This is a genomic window from Kitasatospora sp. NPDC093102 (genome assembly GCF_040683915.1).
Taxonomy (GTDB): domain Bacteria; phylum Actinomycetota; class Actinomycetes; order Streptomycetales; family Streptomycetaceae; genus Kitasatospora.
Genome location: NZ_JBFBFA010000011.1, coordinates 67029 through 82020 on the forward strand (window position 1 = coordinate 67029; position 14992 = coordinate 82020).

14 protein-coding genes and 3 pseudogenes are annotated in these 14992 nt (G+C 72.7%); 9 read left to right on the forward strand and 8 right to left on the reverse strand.

Going from position 1 to position 14992, the window contains the following annotated elements; genetic code table 11:
• Window positions 1–50: 50 nt before the first annotated feature.
• Window positions 51–647 carry an XRE family transcriptional regulator gene (locus AB0O11_RS17745; RefSeq protein WP_363387260.1) on the reverse strand — a complete coding sequence of 199 codons (597 nt, stop codon included), beginning with the start codon at window positions 645–647 and terminating at the stop codon, window positions 51–53.
• A gap of 123 nt (window positions 648–770) precedes the next feature.
• Here AB0O11_RS17745 and AB0O11_RS17750 point away from each other — a divergent pair, with 123 nt between their 5' ends.
• Window positions 771–1124 carry a hypothetical protein gene (locus AB0O11_RS17750; RefSeq protein ID WP_363387263.1) on the forward strand — a complete coding sequence of 118 codons (354 nt, stop codon included), beginning with the start codon at window positions 771–773 and terminating at the stop codon, window positions 1122–1124.
• Between the two features lie 125 nt (window positions 1125–1249).
• On the opposite strand, the gene AB0O11_RS17755 is transcribed toward AB0O11_RS17750, so the two are convergent.
• Complete coding sequence (locus AB0O11_RS17755) at window positions 1250–2413, reverse strand: magnesium and cobalt transport protein CorA (protein ID WP_363387266.1); 1164 nt, start codon at window positions 2411–2413, stop codon at window positions 1250–1252.
• A 569-nt stretch (window positions 2414–2982) separates the two neighbouring features.
• Between AB0O11_RS17755 and AB0O11_RS17760 the strand changes: the two genes are divergently transcribed.
• Entirely contained in the window at window positions 2983–4317 is a 1335-nt protein-coding gene (locus tag AB0O11_RS17760; RefSeq protein WP_363387268.1) for an FAD-dependent oxidoreductase, read from the forward strand.
• Window positions 4318–4414: 97 nt separating this feature from the next.
• Here AB0O11_RS17760 and AB0O11_RS17765 read toward each other — a convergent pair whose 3' ends face one another.
• Together AB0O11_RS17765 and AB0O11_RS17770 are read right to left on the reverse strand one after the other, a co-directional pair.
• A complete protein-coding gene (locus AB0O11_RS17765) occupies window positions 4415–5335 on the reverse strand; it encodes an alpha-L-glutamate ligase (protein ID WP_363387271.1) in 921 nt (306 codons plus the stop codon).
• A gap of 157 nt (window positions 5336–5492) precedes the next feature.
• Window positions 5493–5756, reverse strand: a pseudogene (locus tag AB0O11_RS17770) (LuxR C-terminal-related transcriptional regulator); the annotation flags it as partial.
• A gap of 89 nt (window positions 5757–5845) precedes the next feature.
• Here AB0O11_RS17770 and AB0O11_RS17775 point away from each other — a divergent pair.
• The 6 genes and pseudogenes from AB0O11_RS17775 to AB0O11_RS17800 form a co-directional block, all read left to right on the forward strand.
• Complete coding sequence (locus AB0O11_RS17775; protein ID WP_363387274.1) at window positions 5846–6367, forward strand: nucleoside-triphosphatase; 522 nt, start codon at window positions 5846–5848, stop codon at window positions 6365–6367.
• Window positions 6368–6390: 23 nt separating this feature from the next.
• Window positions 6391–6714 carry a hypothetical protein gene (locus AB0O11_RS17780; protein ID WP_363387276.1) on the forward strand — a complete coding sequence of 108 codons (324 nt, stop codon included), beginning with the start codon at window positions 6391–6393 and terminating at the stop codon, window positions 6712–6714.
• 388 nt (window positions 6715–7102) lie between these two features.
• Window positions 7103–8341: a lipase gene (locus tag AB0O11_RS17785; RefSeq protein ID WP_363387279.1), complete on the forward strand. Its 1239-nt coding sequence runs from the start codon at window positions 7103–7105 to the stop codon at window positions 8339–8341.
• 10 nt (window positions 8342–8351) lie between these two features.
• Window positions 8352–9380 (forward strand): alpha/beta hydrolase, encoded by a 1029-nt coding sequence (locus tag AB0O11_RS17790; protein ID WP_363387282.1) that lies wholly within the window; start codon window positions 8352–8354, stop codon window positions 9378–9380.
• Between the two features lie 151 nt (window positions 9381–9531).
• Complete coding sequence (locus AB0O11_RS17795) at window positions 9532–10353, forward strand: PhzF family phenazine biosynthesis protein (RefSeq protein ID WP_363387284.1); 822 nt, start codon at window positions 9532–9534, stop codon at window positions 10351–10353.
• A 20-nt stretch (window positions 10354–10373) separates the two neighbouring features.
• Window positions 10374–10508, forward strand: a pseudogene (locus AB0O11_RS17800) (site-specific integrase); the annotation flags it as partial.
• 151 nt (window positions 10509–10659) lie between these two features.
• Here AB0O11_RS17800 and AB0O11_RS17805 read toward each other — a convergent pair.
• Both AB0O11_RS17805 and AB0O11_RS17810 read right to left on the reverse strand, forming a co-directional pair.
• Window positions 10660–11016, reverse strand: coding sequence for a beta/gamma crystallin domain-containing protein (locus AB0O11_RS17805; RefSeq protein ID WP_363387287.1), 357 nt, complete (start codon window positions 11014–11016; stop codon window positions 10660–10662).
• A 422-nt stretch (window positions 11017–11438) separates the two neighbouring features.
• Window positions 11439–11690, reverse strand: coding sequence for a hypothetical protein (locus AB0O11_RS17810; protein WP_363387290.1), 252 nt, complete (start codon window positions 11688–11690; stop codon window positions 11439–11441).
• 305 nt (window positions 11691–11995) lie between these two features.
• Between AB0O11_RS17810 and AB0O11_RS17815 the strand changes: the two genes are divergently transcribed.
• Window positions 11996–12769, forward strand: a complete 774-nt coding sequence (locus tag AB0O11_RS17815; RefSeq protein WP_363387293.1) for a class I SAM-dependent methyltransferase — start codon at window positions 11996–11998, stop codon at window positions 12767–12769.
• A 131-nt stretch (window positions 12770–12900) separates the two neighbouring features.
• On the opposite strand, the pseudogene AB0O11_RS17820 reads toward AB0O11_RS17815, so the two are convergent.
• Both AB0O11_RS17820 and AB0O11_RS17825 read right to left on the reverse strand, forming a co-directional pair.
• Window positions 12901–14118 (reverse strand): annotated as a pseudogene (locus AB0O11_RS17820) (glycosyltransferase).
• The gene (locus AB0O11_RS17825; protein ID WP_363387295.1) at window positions 14115–14912 is read right to left on the reverse strand and encodes a MerR family transcriptional regulator; all 798 of its coding nucleotides are present in this window, start codon (window positions 14910–14912) and stop codon (window positions 14115–14117) included. The pseudogene AB0O11_RS17820 and the gene AB0O11_RS17825 overlap by 4 nt, the downstream one beginning before the upstream one ends.
• Between the last annotated feature and the right edge of the window lie 80 nt (window positions 14913–14992).

Consider the following 14992-nt stretch of genomic DNA (forward strand, 5'->3'; position numbering starts at 1 on the left):
CCCGACGGCCTGGCGGGAGCCGGAACGAAGACCCCCTGTCAGGAACGAACCTACCGAACAGAGGTTCCCGGCCGCGCCCTGACGTGGATGCGCTCGCCCTGCGGTCCGAACAGGCTGAGGAACTCCACCGCCTGCGGGCCCGCGTTGCCGAAGGCGTGCGGCGTTCGGGTGTCGAACTCGGCGGCCTCACCGGCTGTCAGCACCAAATCGTGCGCGCCGAGCACCAGCCGCAGCCGTCCGGACAGCACGTACAGCCACTCGTACCCCTCGTGGACCTTCAGTTCCAGTTCGGGCCCGGTGTTCCGGCCCGGCGGCACGATGTGCTTGTAGGCGTGCAGCCCGCCCAGATGACGGGTGAGCGGGACGATGGTCTGGCCGTGCCTGGTCACCGGGCGCGGGTGGATCCGCGGGTCACCGGTGGCCGGGGCGCCGACCAGTTCGTCCAGCGGCACCCGGTACTCCCGGGCCAGCGGCAGCAACAGCTCCAGCGTCGGCTTGCGCTGCCCGGACTCCAGCCGGGACAGTGTGCTGAGCGAGATGCCGGTGGCGGCGGCCAGTACGGCGAGCGTGGTGCCGCGCTCCCGGCGCAGCGCCCGCAGCCGCGGGCCCACCGTGGTGAGGACGTTCTCGAACTCTTCGTCAGCCATGCCTGCCATTTGCCGCTACGGCAAGCATCGTTGTCAATCCGGCACACGGGTGAGGCCCCCGCCGTCACCCCTGCGGGTCACGGCCGCCCGGGCGCGCCCACGGGCCGGGCCTATCCTCCCGTCATGCTCATCCTCCTCACCCGGGACAGCGTCGCGGCCGGCGACGACGCCGACGCCCCCCACGCCGAGACCGTCACGCTCCCCGACGGCCTGGACACCCCGACGGCACTCACCGCCCTCGGGCTTCCCCGGCCCCGGCTCCCGCTGATCGGAGGCGGCCGCGCCACCTGGGTGGTGCGCGGCGCCGACGGCACCCCGCTGGCGGTCCTCGCCCAACAGTGGGCGCAGCCCCGTCCGCTCCCGGCCGGCCACGGCCCGCTCGACCGCCTGGCCGGCGCGGACGGCACCGTTCGGCTGCACGTCGAGTACCGGCGCCAGCTGGACCCGGACACCGAGTACGAGCGGCTGCTCGGCTGACCGCGGCTCAGGGATGCCGGTCCTTCCCCCGAGTCGTCACCGTCCGGTGAGGAACGGGGACCGCCTGGCGGCCCGCCTGCCGGTACGCACGCGGCCGCCCGGAAGTCGGCCCTCCGGGGCCCGGCCTACAGCCAGTCCCGCTTCTTGAACACCAGGTACAGCCCCGCACACACCAGTGCCATCAGCCCGACCGCGAACGGGTAGCCGAAAGCCCACCTGAGCTCCGGCATCTCCTCGAAGTTCATCCCGTACACCGTGCCGATCAGTGTCGGCGCGAAGAGGATGGCCGCCCAGGAGGAGATCTTCTTGATCTCGTCGTTCTGCGCGTGCCCCGCCTCGGCGAGCTGCTTCATCTCCTCGTTCTGCCGCTGCGAGACCAGCGTCGCGTTGACGGTCAGGATGTTCTGGAGCATCTGCCGGAAGCCGTCCACCCGCTCGGCGGCGTAGGTGGCGTGGTCGGCGACGTCGCGCAGGTAGCGCTGGAGCTCCTCGTCGGTGCCGTACTTGCCGAAGCCCGCCTCCAGGCTCCTCATGATCTCCAACAGCGGGCGGGTGGCCCGCTGGAACTCGATCACCTCGCGGGACAGCTCGTAGATGCGGCGGGAGACCTGCGGGTCGCCGCCGAACACCTCGGTCTCGATCTCGTCGATGTCGTGCTGGAGGCCGGCGATCACCGGCGCGTAGCCGTCCACCACGGCGTCCAGCACCGCGTACAGCACCGCCTCCGGGCCGAGCGCCAGCAGCTCCGGGTCGCCCTCCAGACGGCGGCGCACCGCCGACAGGTCGGGGGCCTGGGAGTGGCGGACGGTGAGCACGAAGTCGGGGCCGACGAAGAGGTGGATCTCGCCGAAGTCGACCTCCTCCGCCTCGTCCAGGTACCGGGCGGCGCGCAGCACCACGAACAGGGTGTCGCCGTAGCGCTCCAGCTTCGGCCGCTGGTGGGCGACGATGGCGTCCTCGACGGCCAGCTCGTGCAGGTCGAACCGGTCGGCGGCCTCCAGCAGCTGCGCCTCGGCGGGGCGGAAGAGGCCGATCCAGGCCATCGTGCCGGGCCGGTCGGGCAGCTTGCGGTAGATGTCGGCGAGGTCGGTGGGCGCCTCTATCCGGAGACCGTCCCGGTAGACCGCCGCGTCCACGACGGAACGTTCCAGCGTCACCGGCTCCACGGGCTGGTCCGGGCGCGGGTCCATCGAGTGCTCGGGCGCCGGCTGGGAGTCCACCGGCCGGACGACGGAACGGGAGAACGGACGCTTGCTCGCGCGCACGGCGCGCACACGCCAGTCGGACATGGCGGAGACCTCCACAGTGGATGCCCGGCCGACGTACGGGACACGGCGGACCGGAGGCGCCCGGCCGGCCGCCACGCGCACGGCGTGACCGGCGGCGCCTCGCCGGGAGGACGAGATCAGTGCCGCGCGGGAGCCGTACGGGAGGAGGTGTGCCGGGGGCCGCGAGTGGTGCGGGACAACCGGGGGCGGGGCCGACTTCGGCCCGTACTACTGCACTCCACGGCTCTCACCTCCTCGCCTCCACGCGCTCACGCACCGGGAGAGGCGCCAGCACAACCCCGTCGAGTCTAGTACCCGCACGCCCCGGGCTCGACCGGGGCCCTGCCGACACCCGTCCGGGCGGCTTCAGCCGCACGACCGCTCCTGGCCGAGATCGGCCGGTGCCCCGGTTTCCGCGTCGACCAGCACGATCCGCTGCCGACTGCCACCCTGGGCGGCGCCCTGGGGCGTGGGCACGAGTAGGGGCGCTCATGCCCACGCCCGGGGACGTCAACGGCCTTCCTGCCGGCGAGTGTTCGTCCGGAGCGAAGTGATCACGCGGAGGCGATCGCGCCATTACGCTACGTGCCATGACTTCTTCGGACGGGGCCCCGGGGCGGGGTACCGCGGTGGTGATCGGCGGCGGGCTCGCAGGGTTGGCGGCCGCATGGGCGTTGCGGGGGTTCGCCGAGCGGATCGTCGTGGTGGAACGGGACCGGTACCCGGCGGGGGCGGAGTTCCGGGCCGGGGTGCCGCAGGGCCGGCACGCGCACCTGGTGCTGGAGGCCGGGCACCGGCTGCTGGAGGAGATGATGCCGGGCATCAACCAGGAGCTGATCGCCGCGGGCGCGCGGCGGGTGGCCGCCTCGGACGTCAGGTGGCTCAGCTCCGCCGGGTGGCTGGCCGAGTACCCGGCGCGGACGGGCTTCCTCTCCTGCACCCGGCCGCTGCTGGACGCGTTCGTGCTGGACAGGGTCCGCGCCCATCCCGCGATCGAGTTCCTGGAGGGGACGGACGCGGTCGGGCTGCTCGGCTCGGCGACCGCGGTGACCGGGGTGAAGGTCCGCGAGCGCGGCCCGGAGCGCAGCGAAGTCCGTGAGATACCGGCCGAGTTGGTGGTGGACGCGACGGGCCGCTCAACCTCCGTGCCGAAGTGGCTCGCCGAGCTGGGCTGCCCGCCGGTGCCCGAGGAGCGGGTCGACGCCGGCGTCGCGTACGCCTCCCGGATGTTCCGCCGCCCGGCCGGATCCGAGCTCGGCGACCAGGCGGTCTACCTCCAGACCAAGGCGCCGGACGCGCAACGGATGGGCGTGTTGCTGCCGGTCGAGGGCGACCGCTGGATCGTCAGCCTCGCCGGGATGCGCGGCGCCGAACCAACGGCCGGCGAGAAGGGGTTCGCGGAGCACCTGGGCCTGCTGCGCGACCCGCTCCTGCGCGAGGTGCTGCGGGACGCCGAACCGGCGGGCGGGGTGCGCGGCTTCCTCCCCGGCCCGGGCGTGCGCCGACGCTACGACCGCGGCGGCCCGGACGGCCTGGTGGTGGTCGGCGACGCCGCGAGCACCTTCAACCCGGTGTACGGACAGGGTGTGACCGTCGCCCTGTTCTGTGCCCGGGAACTGCGTCGCACCGCGAAGCGGCACGGCGGCATCGGGCCTGCCACGGCGCGGGCCGCGCGGCGCGCCGTGGCGGCGGCGTCCAAGCTTCCGTGGATGATCTCCTGCGCCGAGGACGCCCGCTTCGGCGCCACCACCGGTGCACCCTCCGGCACCCTGATCGGGCTCCAGCACCGCTTCTTCGACAAGGTCCTGGCCGCCAGCACCCGGGACCCGGCGGTCACCGAGGCGTTCCACGAGGTGATGGCGCTGGTGCAGCCGCCGACGCTGCTGTTCCGGCCTTCGGTGCTCGCGTCGGTCCTGCGGGACTGAGGGGGCCGGGGTCGCCACCGGGGCGGCCGGGGGCGCTCCGGGGCAGCCCCCGGCGCTGCCGGGGCGCTGCCGGGGCGCTGCCGGGGCGCTGCGGATGCTACTCGGCGAGGTGCGCGGCGACGTACGGCAGCGCCACCTGTTCCAGGCCGCGGCGGCCGAAGGCGGGGTGGACGTTGACCTCGAAGACCACCCCGCCGCTCTCGGCGGCGAGGTCGACGCCGGCGAGGTCGAGCCCCAGGGACGCGGCCGCCGCGATGGCCGTCTCCGCGAGCCCGTCCGGCAGTTCGGTGTAGTCGAGCAGGGTGGAGACGGCGCCCCGGCTCTCGTTGCAGGGCGCGTCCGGGTCCGCCTGGACGTGTTCGACCGCCCGGACCACGCGCCCGTGCAGCACCACCACCCGGTACTGGTGGCGGCGTCCGTCCGGGAGGAGGTTCCGGGCGTCGCGGGCGATCAGCCAGTCCGTCCCCACCCGCGCGTAGTGCCGCGCAGCGGCGTCGAGCTGGCCGCGGGTGGTGATGTGGAAGACGTCGTCGCCGCCCATCCCGATGCAGGGCCGGGCCCAGACGTCGCCGCCGAGTTCCGCGAAGGCCTCGGCGGCGGCCTCCGGGCTCGGCTCGGAGAGCACGATGCTGGGCATGTGCGGCACGCCGTCCCTGACGAAGCGGGCGACGGTGATGTCCTTCTCGGTGGCCGCCCGCCACGCCTCGGCGTCGGTGCCGAGCGAGCGGGCTCCGCATCCGCGCAGCCGACGCTGACAGTCCTCGAAGGCGCGGCGTCGGTGTGGCGGGATCTCGTAGACGATCACCGTGTCGGCGGTCACCGTCCGGCCGCCCGCTTCCAACCGGAACCCGCCCGAGTCGTCGGCCTCGATCAGGCCGTTGCCTCCGGCCATGAAGTGCCGGGCGTCCAGGTGCACGGGTTCCCGGCCGGTCAGCGTCCGCGCGGCGGCGGCGAGCACCTGCCGGCTGCCTTCGGTCGAGCCGTGATCGGTCAGGAGTACGAGGTCACGTCGAGCCATGCGGACATGCAAGCGATTGCGACGTGACCACGACAAGATGGCCTCGTGCGCCAATCGCCGCGCGACGTGGCCGAAACCCCGTTGCCGGTGGGACCGCCGCCCTCCGGTCCTGCCGCCACAAGGCAGGAGTCGCCAGGGCTGCACGACCGCCCGGTCCTGTCTTCTCGGCGAGGTAGAGCTCCTGGCCGATCTGGCGGTTCGTCCTGCCCTCCCCCACCAGGGCGAGGATCTCCCGCTCGCGCGGGGTGAGCCCGGAGAGCGCGGCGTCGGTCTCGTTCTCCTCGTGGCGGCACAGGCTCTCCATCAGCTTGCGGATGGTGGCCGGATCGAGCCTCGACCGGCCGGACGCCACCGTGCGGACCGCGGCGAACAGGGCGTCGTCGTCGAAGGAGGTCGGCATCAGGCAGGCCGAACCGGGCAACGACGGTGATCGGCATTGCGGCCCGGGCGCGCGGAGGACCATGCTGAGAAAGGACCACTTGCCCGACGACCACGCGTCCGGAGCCCGCGATGCCGACCAGGATTCTGCTGGAGGGCCGCCCCGGCAGCGGGAAGACCACCGCGATCCGCCGCCTCGCGGCGCTGCTGCCGACCCGGCAGGCCGCCGGCTTCACCACGGAGGAGATCCGTACGCACGGCACCCGGGTCGGCTTCGCGCTGGAAACGCTGTCGGGTGAGCACGCCGTGCTCGCCCATGTCGACTTCCCGGGGCCACCACGGGTCGGGCGGTACGGCGTCGACCTGCGAGTCATGGAGCGTCTGGCCCTGCCGTCCCTGGTGTGGACGGCGCGCACGCTCGTGCTCATCGACGAGCTCGGACGGATGGAGTTGGCGTACCGACCGTTCGAGGACGCCGTCCGGGCCCTGTTCGCCGCCGAGGTCGACGTCGTGGCCACCGTCCAGGCGCAGCACGGCCCGTTCACCGACGCCCTCAAGCGCCGCGTCGACGTCGAGGTTCTCCGGCTCACCATGGCGAACCGGGACGCCCTCCCCGAAGGGCTGGCGGCGCGGCTGGCGTCGGCGAGACGCTGATCCCGTACGAGAGGATGCATCCGATGGCCCGCCTCGGTGGCACCGCCTCCGCGCTCACCCGACGACACGACGACCTGCTGCGCGCCTCGGCCCGATGGTCCGGGCGGGCCGAACGCTGCGCCCGCTGGACTCGCCGGGGCGTCGAGCGCTGCCGCGGCTGGGCACGCGAGGGCGCCCAACGGCCCGGCGAGCTGGCGCCCCCCTCCTGGTTCGCCATCGCCCTCCCGTTCGGCATCGCCTGGTACCGGGCCCTCGGCGGTACGGCACGGGCATGGTGCCGGATGAGCAGCGGGTCGTACCGGATCGCCGCCCGCGCGCTGAGCGGCCCGGCGCGGACCGATGGCTGAGCGGGGCGACGAGCGGCGCGGCGGCGCGGTGCGCAGAGTGGAGGTCAGTACGGCCCGAAGCGTGCGGTGATCCCGTCCGTCTCCCAGTTGCAGGGAACTTCACGCCCGCAGGGGTGACGCCGGCGCAGCCGCTGCGAGCCCTCCTGGGGCCGCACACCCCGTGGCCGCTCCACGAGGACGTCGAGCTCACCGGTGCGGACAGAGCCTTCGTCGGGGCCCGCGCCCTGGCCAGGTAGCCGACACCCACACCGGGATGACCAAGGTATGCGCCATCGCCATAGGGGTGGCACTCCGGCGACCATAGCGTGTCACGCACTGGACCTCAGTGTGGAGGAGTGGACACGGTATGTGGAGAAACGGACGTGGCAGGCGAAGAGGATTGGGCTGGGTGCTCGCGGGCGTGCTGGCGCTGATCGGTGCGGCCGTCCCGTCGGGGCCGGCCGCCGCCGCGGTGCCGTCCAACCTGACCCTGGAGGCGACCTACAGCAGCGTCGCCAACGGCTGGGACCGTGTCGAGCGGTACCTCGACACCACCCCCGGCTTCCGGCAGGAGCAGTACCCGCCGGACGGCCGCGGCAACCAGGACGGCCAGCGGCTCACCTTCTTCGGTGGCGTCAAGCAACCCTTCTCCGGCCGTTTCCTGCTCTACTCGGCCCCGGGCTGGAACACCGGCGCGCACCAGGTCCCGGTGCTGCTGGTGCACGGCGCCAACGACAACCCGGACCGGGCCTGGGCCAACCCCGGCGAGTCCGGCGGCTACGGCTGCGGCGCCGCGTCCTGCCCGAACACCGGGCTGATGCAGAAGCTGGCCGGGCAGGGCTACCGGGTCTTCGCGATCGGCTTCGCGCACAAGCAGGGCGACAACCTGATGCAGGCCCAGGAGGTCGGCGACGCGGTCGCGCTGATCCGTGCCAAGCTCGGCGTCCCGCAGGTGGACGTGGTGGGCTGGAGCAAGGGCGAGATGTCCGCGCGGGCCTACGTGTCCTCGGTCAAGCCCGCCTGGGGCCGCCCGTACGCGGGCGACGTGCGCAAGCTGATCACCCTCGGCGGCCCGAACGGCGGCTACGACTACCCGTTCGCGCACGGGTGGGCGCACGACTTCTCGATCTGGCCGCAGTGCGGCGGTGCGATCAACGCCCCTTCTCCGCACCTGCACATGACCTGCTACGGGACCTACACCGCGCACCCGGAGTTCTCCTTCACCTCCGCGAGCGGCTACGACAACTACCCCGGGCAGCGGCAGATGCTGGCCCGCTGGGACTCGGTGTTCGGCGTCGACCAGACCCAGCAGGACTGGTACACGACCTACTACGGCGGTCAGGGCTTCTACACTGACGGCGGCGGCATCCAGGCCGCGATCAACGCCGGCTCGCTGATCGGCCCGCTGCATCAGGCCGGGGTGCCCTCCTCGGTGACGGCGTACCTCCTGGCCGGCGGCACGCCCAACATCCTCGGGATCTTCAATGAGAACCGCGGTCCCAGCGACGGCGTGGTCTTCGTGTCCAGCGCGCTGGACACCACCGGCTTCGGCACCGTCGGCGGCACCGCGCTGATCGCCTTCGCCAACCACCTGGAACTCGGCTGGGACAGCGCGGCAAGCGCGCAGGTCGCCGGCTGGCTGAACTGAGGACACCCGGATGATCACCGATCGACTGATAGCAACCGACCGACTCACCGTGAACCACGCCGAGATCGAGGGCCGCACCGGGGAACCCGTGGTCCTGGTGCACGGCAACGTCTCCTCCGGCGTCTTCTGGCACTCGACGATGACCGAACTCCCCGCCCGCTACCGCCCGCTGGCACCCGACCTGCGCGGCTTCGGCGGCACCGAGCCGCTGCCGGTGGACGCCACCCGGGGTCTGCGCGACCACAGCGAGGACCTGCTCTCCTACGTCCAGGAGCTGGCACTCGGACCGGTGCACCTGGTCGGCTGGAGCATGGGCGGCGGTGTGGTGCTGCAACTGCTGCACGACCACCCGGAGCTGGTCCGCTCGCTCACCCTGGTCAACCCGGTCTCCCCCTACGGCTTCGGCGGCACCCACGGGGTGGACGGGCAGCTCAACTCGCCCGACGGCGCGGGCTCCGGCGCCGGCGGTGCGGCCCCCGAATTCGTCCGGCTGCTGCGCGAGGGCGAACTGGGCGCCGAGTCACCGTTCGCGCCGCGCTCGGTACTGAACACCGCCTACGTCAGCGAGCCGCTGGCCGAGCCGGACCACTACGTGAGCGCAATGCTGACCACCCGGACCGGGGAGGACCACTACCCGGGCGACAGCCGCGCGAGCGACGCCTGGCCGGGCTTCGGTCCCGGCGAACGCGGGGTGCTCAACTCGATGGCACCGACCCACTTCCGGATCGACGACCTGGAGCTGGTCGAGCCGAAGCCGCCGATCCTGTGGATCCGCGGCACGGCCGACGTGATCGTCTCCGACACCTCGCTCTTCGACCTGGCCCACCTGGGGGCCATCGGCGCCGTCCCGGGCTGGCCCGGCGCGGACACCTGCCCGGCACAGCCGATGGTGGCACAGACCCGCGCCGTCCTGGACCGCTACGCCGCCGCGGGCGGGCGGGTGCGCGAGGTCGCGGTCGAAGGAGCCGGGCACAGCGTTCAGTTGGAACGGCCCAAGGAGTTCGTGACGGCGCTGGTGGAGGCGCTGGACGGAGCCTGACACAGGGGCGGCGCCTGGTGATCGACACTCAGCGTCAACACTGCCGGCCCTCAGCCGGCCATCGCCAGGCGACCGTCGGCCCCCGGGATCAGTCCACTCGTCCCGGATTGGCCGTGGTCGACCGCATTGTTCCGTCGGTACGGTCCGACTCATGCGCATTCGAATCGTCGACGCCTTCACCGACCGCCCCTTCTCCGGCAACCCGGCCGGGGTCCTGCTCCTCGACCGCGACTCCTTTCCTGCGGACTCGTGGCTCCAGCAGGTGGCCGCCGAGGTCAACCTCTCGGAGACCGCCTTCGCTCACCCCCTCCCGCCGGGTGGCGAGGCGGACTGGGCGCTGCGCTGGTTCACCCCCACCACCGAGGTCGGCATCTGCGGCCACGCCACCCTGGCCGCCGCCCACGTCCTGCACACCATCGATGCCACCGCCGGCACCGTCCGGTTCGCCGCCCGCTGCGGTCTGCTGGCCACCACCGCCGAACCGGACGGCACGATCACCCTGGACTTCCCGACCTCACTCCTGACGCCCGTTCCGGTGCCGGACGGTCTGGCCGGGGCCCTGGGCACGGAGCCGGTCGCCGTCCACGACACCTCCGCCGACATCGGCGACCTGGTGGTCGAACTCGCCGACGAGACGACCGTTCGAAACCTCTCCCCGGACCTCGCGGCCCTGACCACGCCCGCCCTCCGCGACCGGGGGATCGTCGCGACCGCCGTCGCGGACAACCCCGACGGCACCTACCAGTTCGTCTCGCGCTGCTTCTTCCCCGCCATCGGCATCGACGAGGACCCGGTCACCGGGAGCGCCCACACCGCGCTCGCCCCCTACTGGTCCGCCCGCCTCGGGCGCGACGACCTGACCGGTCTCCAGGGCGGCACGCGTACCGGCCTCGTCCGCACCCGGCTGCGCGGCGAACGCACCCTGCTCACCGGCAGCGCGATCACCGTCATCGACGGCGACCTGCACGCCTGACAGCGTCATCGGGTTGACGATGGCGGAGGATCAAGAAGTCCGGCCTCGCCGACATCCCAGAGGGGATGGTGCTCTACGGACTCCGTCACTTCTTCGCGTCGAACTGCCTGGGCAACGGCATACCGATCACGGACGTGGCGGAATGGATGGGCCACGCCGGCCACCCCCTGGAGGGCGTGGCCGGCGCCGGTGAGCCGGAGCGGAGCGAATTCAGGTCACGGAAAATTCGATGGCGACCGAAGTGGCGCGGGAAATTTCGGTGATGCGGCGGGCAAATTTCCGATCAGGACCTGCTCCGCCGGTTCGTCAGAGGATCTGGATGGAGTTGACCTTCGGCGGGCGGTTCGGGAACGTGATGTCGGTCCAGCGGTTGATCCTCACCGAGTCGCCGTTGGCGTCGGAGTAGACCAGGTCGTTGTTCCCCGTGGAGATCCGGTCGACCCACCACCCGCCGAAGCCGATCGTCCCCCCGTTCGCGTAGCAGTCGACGCTGTCACGGCCGTCGAGGTGCGACCAGATCTTCAGGAAGTCATTGCGGCTCCCGTCACACTGGACGTGGTCGATGGCGAAGGCGTTGCCGGACGGCACGGCCACGGTGAGCGTGGCCGCCGCGGCGAAGGCCATGGCCATCGAGCTCACGACCTTCTTCGCTTTCGAGATCATGGATTCTCCTCAGTCGGATGAAATGTCGAATCGGAGTCCGCTTCGCAACGAGTTTCGGTTGCGTCGTGCTCGATCAGTATTCATATGGCCTTTGCGGGGGTCAATCGAACAGACCTTGACTTGACTTGTTCTCGGTCATTTCCATCCGAACTTTCGGCGAGGCGTGGGGCGCGTTGTTCTGGTGTGTCGCGAGTGGTTCCGGGGTCGGGCGGATGGACCGTTGACCGAGGGGTGTCCACTGGCCGCTCTGACGTGGGGCGATGGTCGGATCGCCGACCGCGCGCGACAGGTGTTGGGGTCACCTGGCTGGGAGAGGGGGGTGGGGCTGGCGAGTTCGCGCATGACGTGTCGCGTGTTGCCGCGAGAGGGCGGGGTGGCGTCCTCGCGCCCCGGCCGACCACCGGGGCGCGAGGATGAATCGGTCAGGCGGTGAGGTGGTCGAACTCGCCGGCCTTGGCGCCTTGGATCCAGGCGTGGAGCTTGGTGCACGTGGTGGTGATGACGGTGGTGGGGTCGTCGGACTCGCGGATGTGGACGAGGTCGCCGTCGTGCCCGGCCGGGAATCCGTACGCGCGGGGGCTGCGCAGACGCAGATGCGCGTCCTGGAAGTCCGTGGGGTCTAGCCGGCCGCAGGCCCGTTCGGCCGCGGCCCGCCGTACGTGGCGGCACAGCACAGCGATCGTCAGATCGAGGTCCGGCTCCGCGCCATGTGTCCTCCCCCTCGGTGGTCCCGAAAACCGGTACTCCGCGCCGGTACGCCCGGGCGAGGATAGCGCCATGGCGAACGATCCGGTCCCCGCGTCCCGCTCGGCGCGGTGCCGCGACCGGGCCCGGGCGCCGTGCCCACGGCCTTTCCATCGTCACTGCCGTGACCCGGCCCGGGCGTTGTGCCCAGAACGCTTCTCCCGCCCGTTCCCCGCCTGCCCCGACGCCTCCCGACTGCCGCTCACCCCAACGCCCCTGTGGAGACCCTGACACCATGGCCCAGTCCGCCCTCGGCCGTTTCTACGACGACTTCGCCGACGACTACCACCTCCTCTACGCCGACTGGAACGCCTCGCTCGCCCGCCAGGGCGCCGCGCTGGACTCCCTGATCCGCGCGGGCCTCGGCGACGGCCCCGCCGAGGTGCTGGACTGCGCCTGCGGCATCGGTACCCAGGCGATCGGCCTGGCCTCCCTCGGCCACGACGTCACCGGCACCGACCTCAGCCCGGTCTCCGCCGCCCGCGCCACCGCCGAGGCCGCCGAGCGCGGCCTCCGCCTGCCCACCGCCGCCGCCGACATGCGGGAACTCCCCTTCCCGGACGGGCGGTTCGACGTCGTCGTCTGCGCCGACAACGCGCTGCCCCACCTGCTCACGGCATCGGACGTGCGCGCCGCGCTCGGTGAGATGCGGCGGGTCCTGCGCCCGGGCGGACTGCTGCTGATCACCACGCGCCCGTACGACGAGCTGCGCCGCACCCGGCCCGGCTCCACTCCGCCGCAGACCGCCGAGCACGGCGGTCGACGGTCGGTCCTCTTCCAGCTCTGGAAGTGGCACGACAACGGCGAGCGGTACGACCTGGAACTCTTCCGGCTCCTGCCGGACGACTCCGGTCAGTGGCAGGTCGCCGTCCGCCGCTCCACCTACTGGGCACTCACCCAGGACCAGCTGAGCGACTTCGCCACCGGGGCGAGCCTGACCGACATCCGCTGGGAGCAGCCCGCCGACACCGGTTTCTTCCAGCCCGTCCTGATCGCCCGGGCACCCTGACCTCCACCGGCGAGGCGGTCCGGGGTCGCCGACCGCTGCCGGGGATCAGCCCCGCCGTATCCGGGCGCGGATGCGGCGGGGCTCTTTGCGGCCATGTTTTTGCCGACGCAGCGGCCCGTTCCCCGCCTCCCCTACCGGCCCAATGCCACCACCGCCTCCGCGACCCGGCCCGCGCCGTCCTCCTTCGCCATCGCGCGTGCCGCCTCCTGCGCCCGGTCCCGCAGCCGCTGCTGCTCGACGGCCTGACGGATGGCCTGCGCCAGCCGGTCAGCGGTGAGGTCGGCGAACCGGACGGGAGCGGTGGCGGCACCGAGCCGGGTGAGCCGACCGGCCCAGAACGGCTGGTCCGCCGTCACCGGGACCGGGACGCTCGGCACGCCCGCGCGCAGCGTCGCGGCCGCCGTGCCCGCACCCGCGTGGTGCACGACGGCCGCCATGCGGGGAAACAGCCGCGCGTGCGGCAGTTAGCCGACCGTCAGCACGTCGCCGCCCTCGCCGGCGATCCCGGCCCAGCCGGACTGCACCATGCCCCGGACGCCCGCCCGCCGCAGGGCCTCCACCGCCAGGGCGCTCAGCCGCTCGCCCTGCCCCGCCGCCATGCTGCCGAAGCCGATGAACACCGGCGGCGGCCCGGCCCGCAGGAAGTCCTCGACCTCGGCCGGGAGACAGTAGTCCTCCGCCATGTGCGGCCACCAGTTGCCGACCACCCGCAGCCCCTCCCGCCAGTCGGCCGGGCGCGGTACGACGGTCGGACTGAAACCGTGCAGCACCGGCCAGTGCGCCCGCTCCACGGCCCGCCGGCGCGCGGCCTGGGAGAGCGCCGGGAGCCCCAGCCGCGTCCGCAGCCGACGTGCGGTCTCGGCGTGCAGGCGGTCGACGACCCGCTGGCCGAGCGCCCCCGCCGCCCGGCTGCCCCAGCTCCCCAGCGAGCGGCCGCCCCCGACGACCGGCGGGAACTCCCGGGTCGGCAGCGTGGGTTGCAGGTAGACCCCCATGCTGGGAGCGTCCATCGCCTCCGCGAGGTGCCAGCCCAGCGGCGCGGTGGTGGTACTCAGCAGGAGCAGATCGGCGCCGGGCTCCGCGGCGTCCGCGAGCCCGTCGCCCAGCTGCCCGATGAACACCGCGGCCCGGGCGAGCAGTTCGGAGCGCCCACCCGTCGACTCGGTGCCCGCCCCGCGCGGATCAACAGGGAGCGGGCGGAAGTCGAGGCCGCTGCCGGCCACCAGCTCGCGGAAGGTCTCGGGCGCCGCGAGCGCGACCTCGTGCCCCGCGCGGCGCAGGTGCGCCCCGAGACCGGTGTAGGGGGCGACGTCGCCGTGCGATCCAGCGGCCATGACGAGGATCCTCATCGGGCCACCTCGTCGAGGTCGCTCTCGTTGCGCCGCTCGGCGTTGGCTCCGATGGCCGCACGGAGGTAGCCGGCCAGGCCCGGGCGCTGCTCGGCCGGCGGGACGACGAGGGCGAAGGCCCGGGCGTCCGCCTCGTAGTCGTCGGCAATCCGGCAGTGCATCTCCGGTGGGCAGGGCGTGAACCACCGGGTGATGTGCTGCCGGTGCTGCTCGGCGAGGTCCAGCACCGTCGGGTGGTCGAGCGGCAGCCCCTCGTCGAAGGCCTCCAGCAAGCGGCCGCGCCACTCGGCGGCCTCCGCCATCAGCTGCTGCCAGTCCTTCTTGGAGTGGGTGGCGGCGCGGGCCAGGGCCTCCTGGTGGCTGTCCCGCTCGCCCCACTTGAGGTGGGCGTCGGCCGCGTAGCTGAGGTCGAAGACCACGTCCCCGAAGACCTCGAAGCGCTCCTCCGGCGTCAGATCGACCCCGGTGCGCTGGACCTCGATGGCCCGTTCGGCGACGTCGACCAGCTTCTGCAATCGGGCGATCTGCTCGCTGAGGGCCCGTCGTCTCGCCAGTAGGTGGTCGAGCGCGTTGGCCTGCGGATCCGCCAGGATGTCGGCGATCTCGTCGAGTGGGAAGCCGAGCTCCCGGTAGAAGAGGATCTGTTGGAGCCTGGCGAGGTCCGCGCCGTTGTAGAGCCGGTACCCGGCCGGGCTGCGCTCACTGGGCGAGAGCAGCCCGGACCGGTCGTAGTAGTGCAGGGTCCGGATCGTGACCCCGGCGAAGCCGGAGACCTGGCCCACCGACCAGCTCATGCGTCCCTCCGATCGTCCGTGCGTTCGCTGCGGCCCCACCGTGCGGCCTGACGTGGGGTAAGGGTCAACACGCGCAGCTC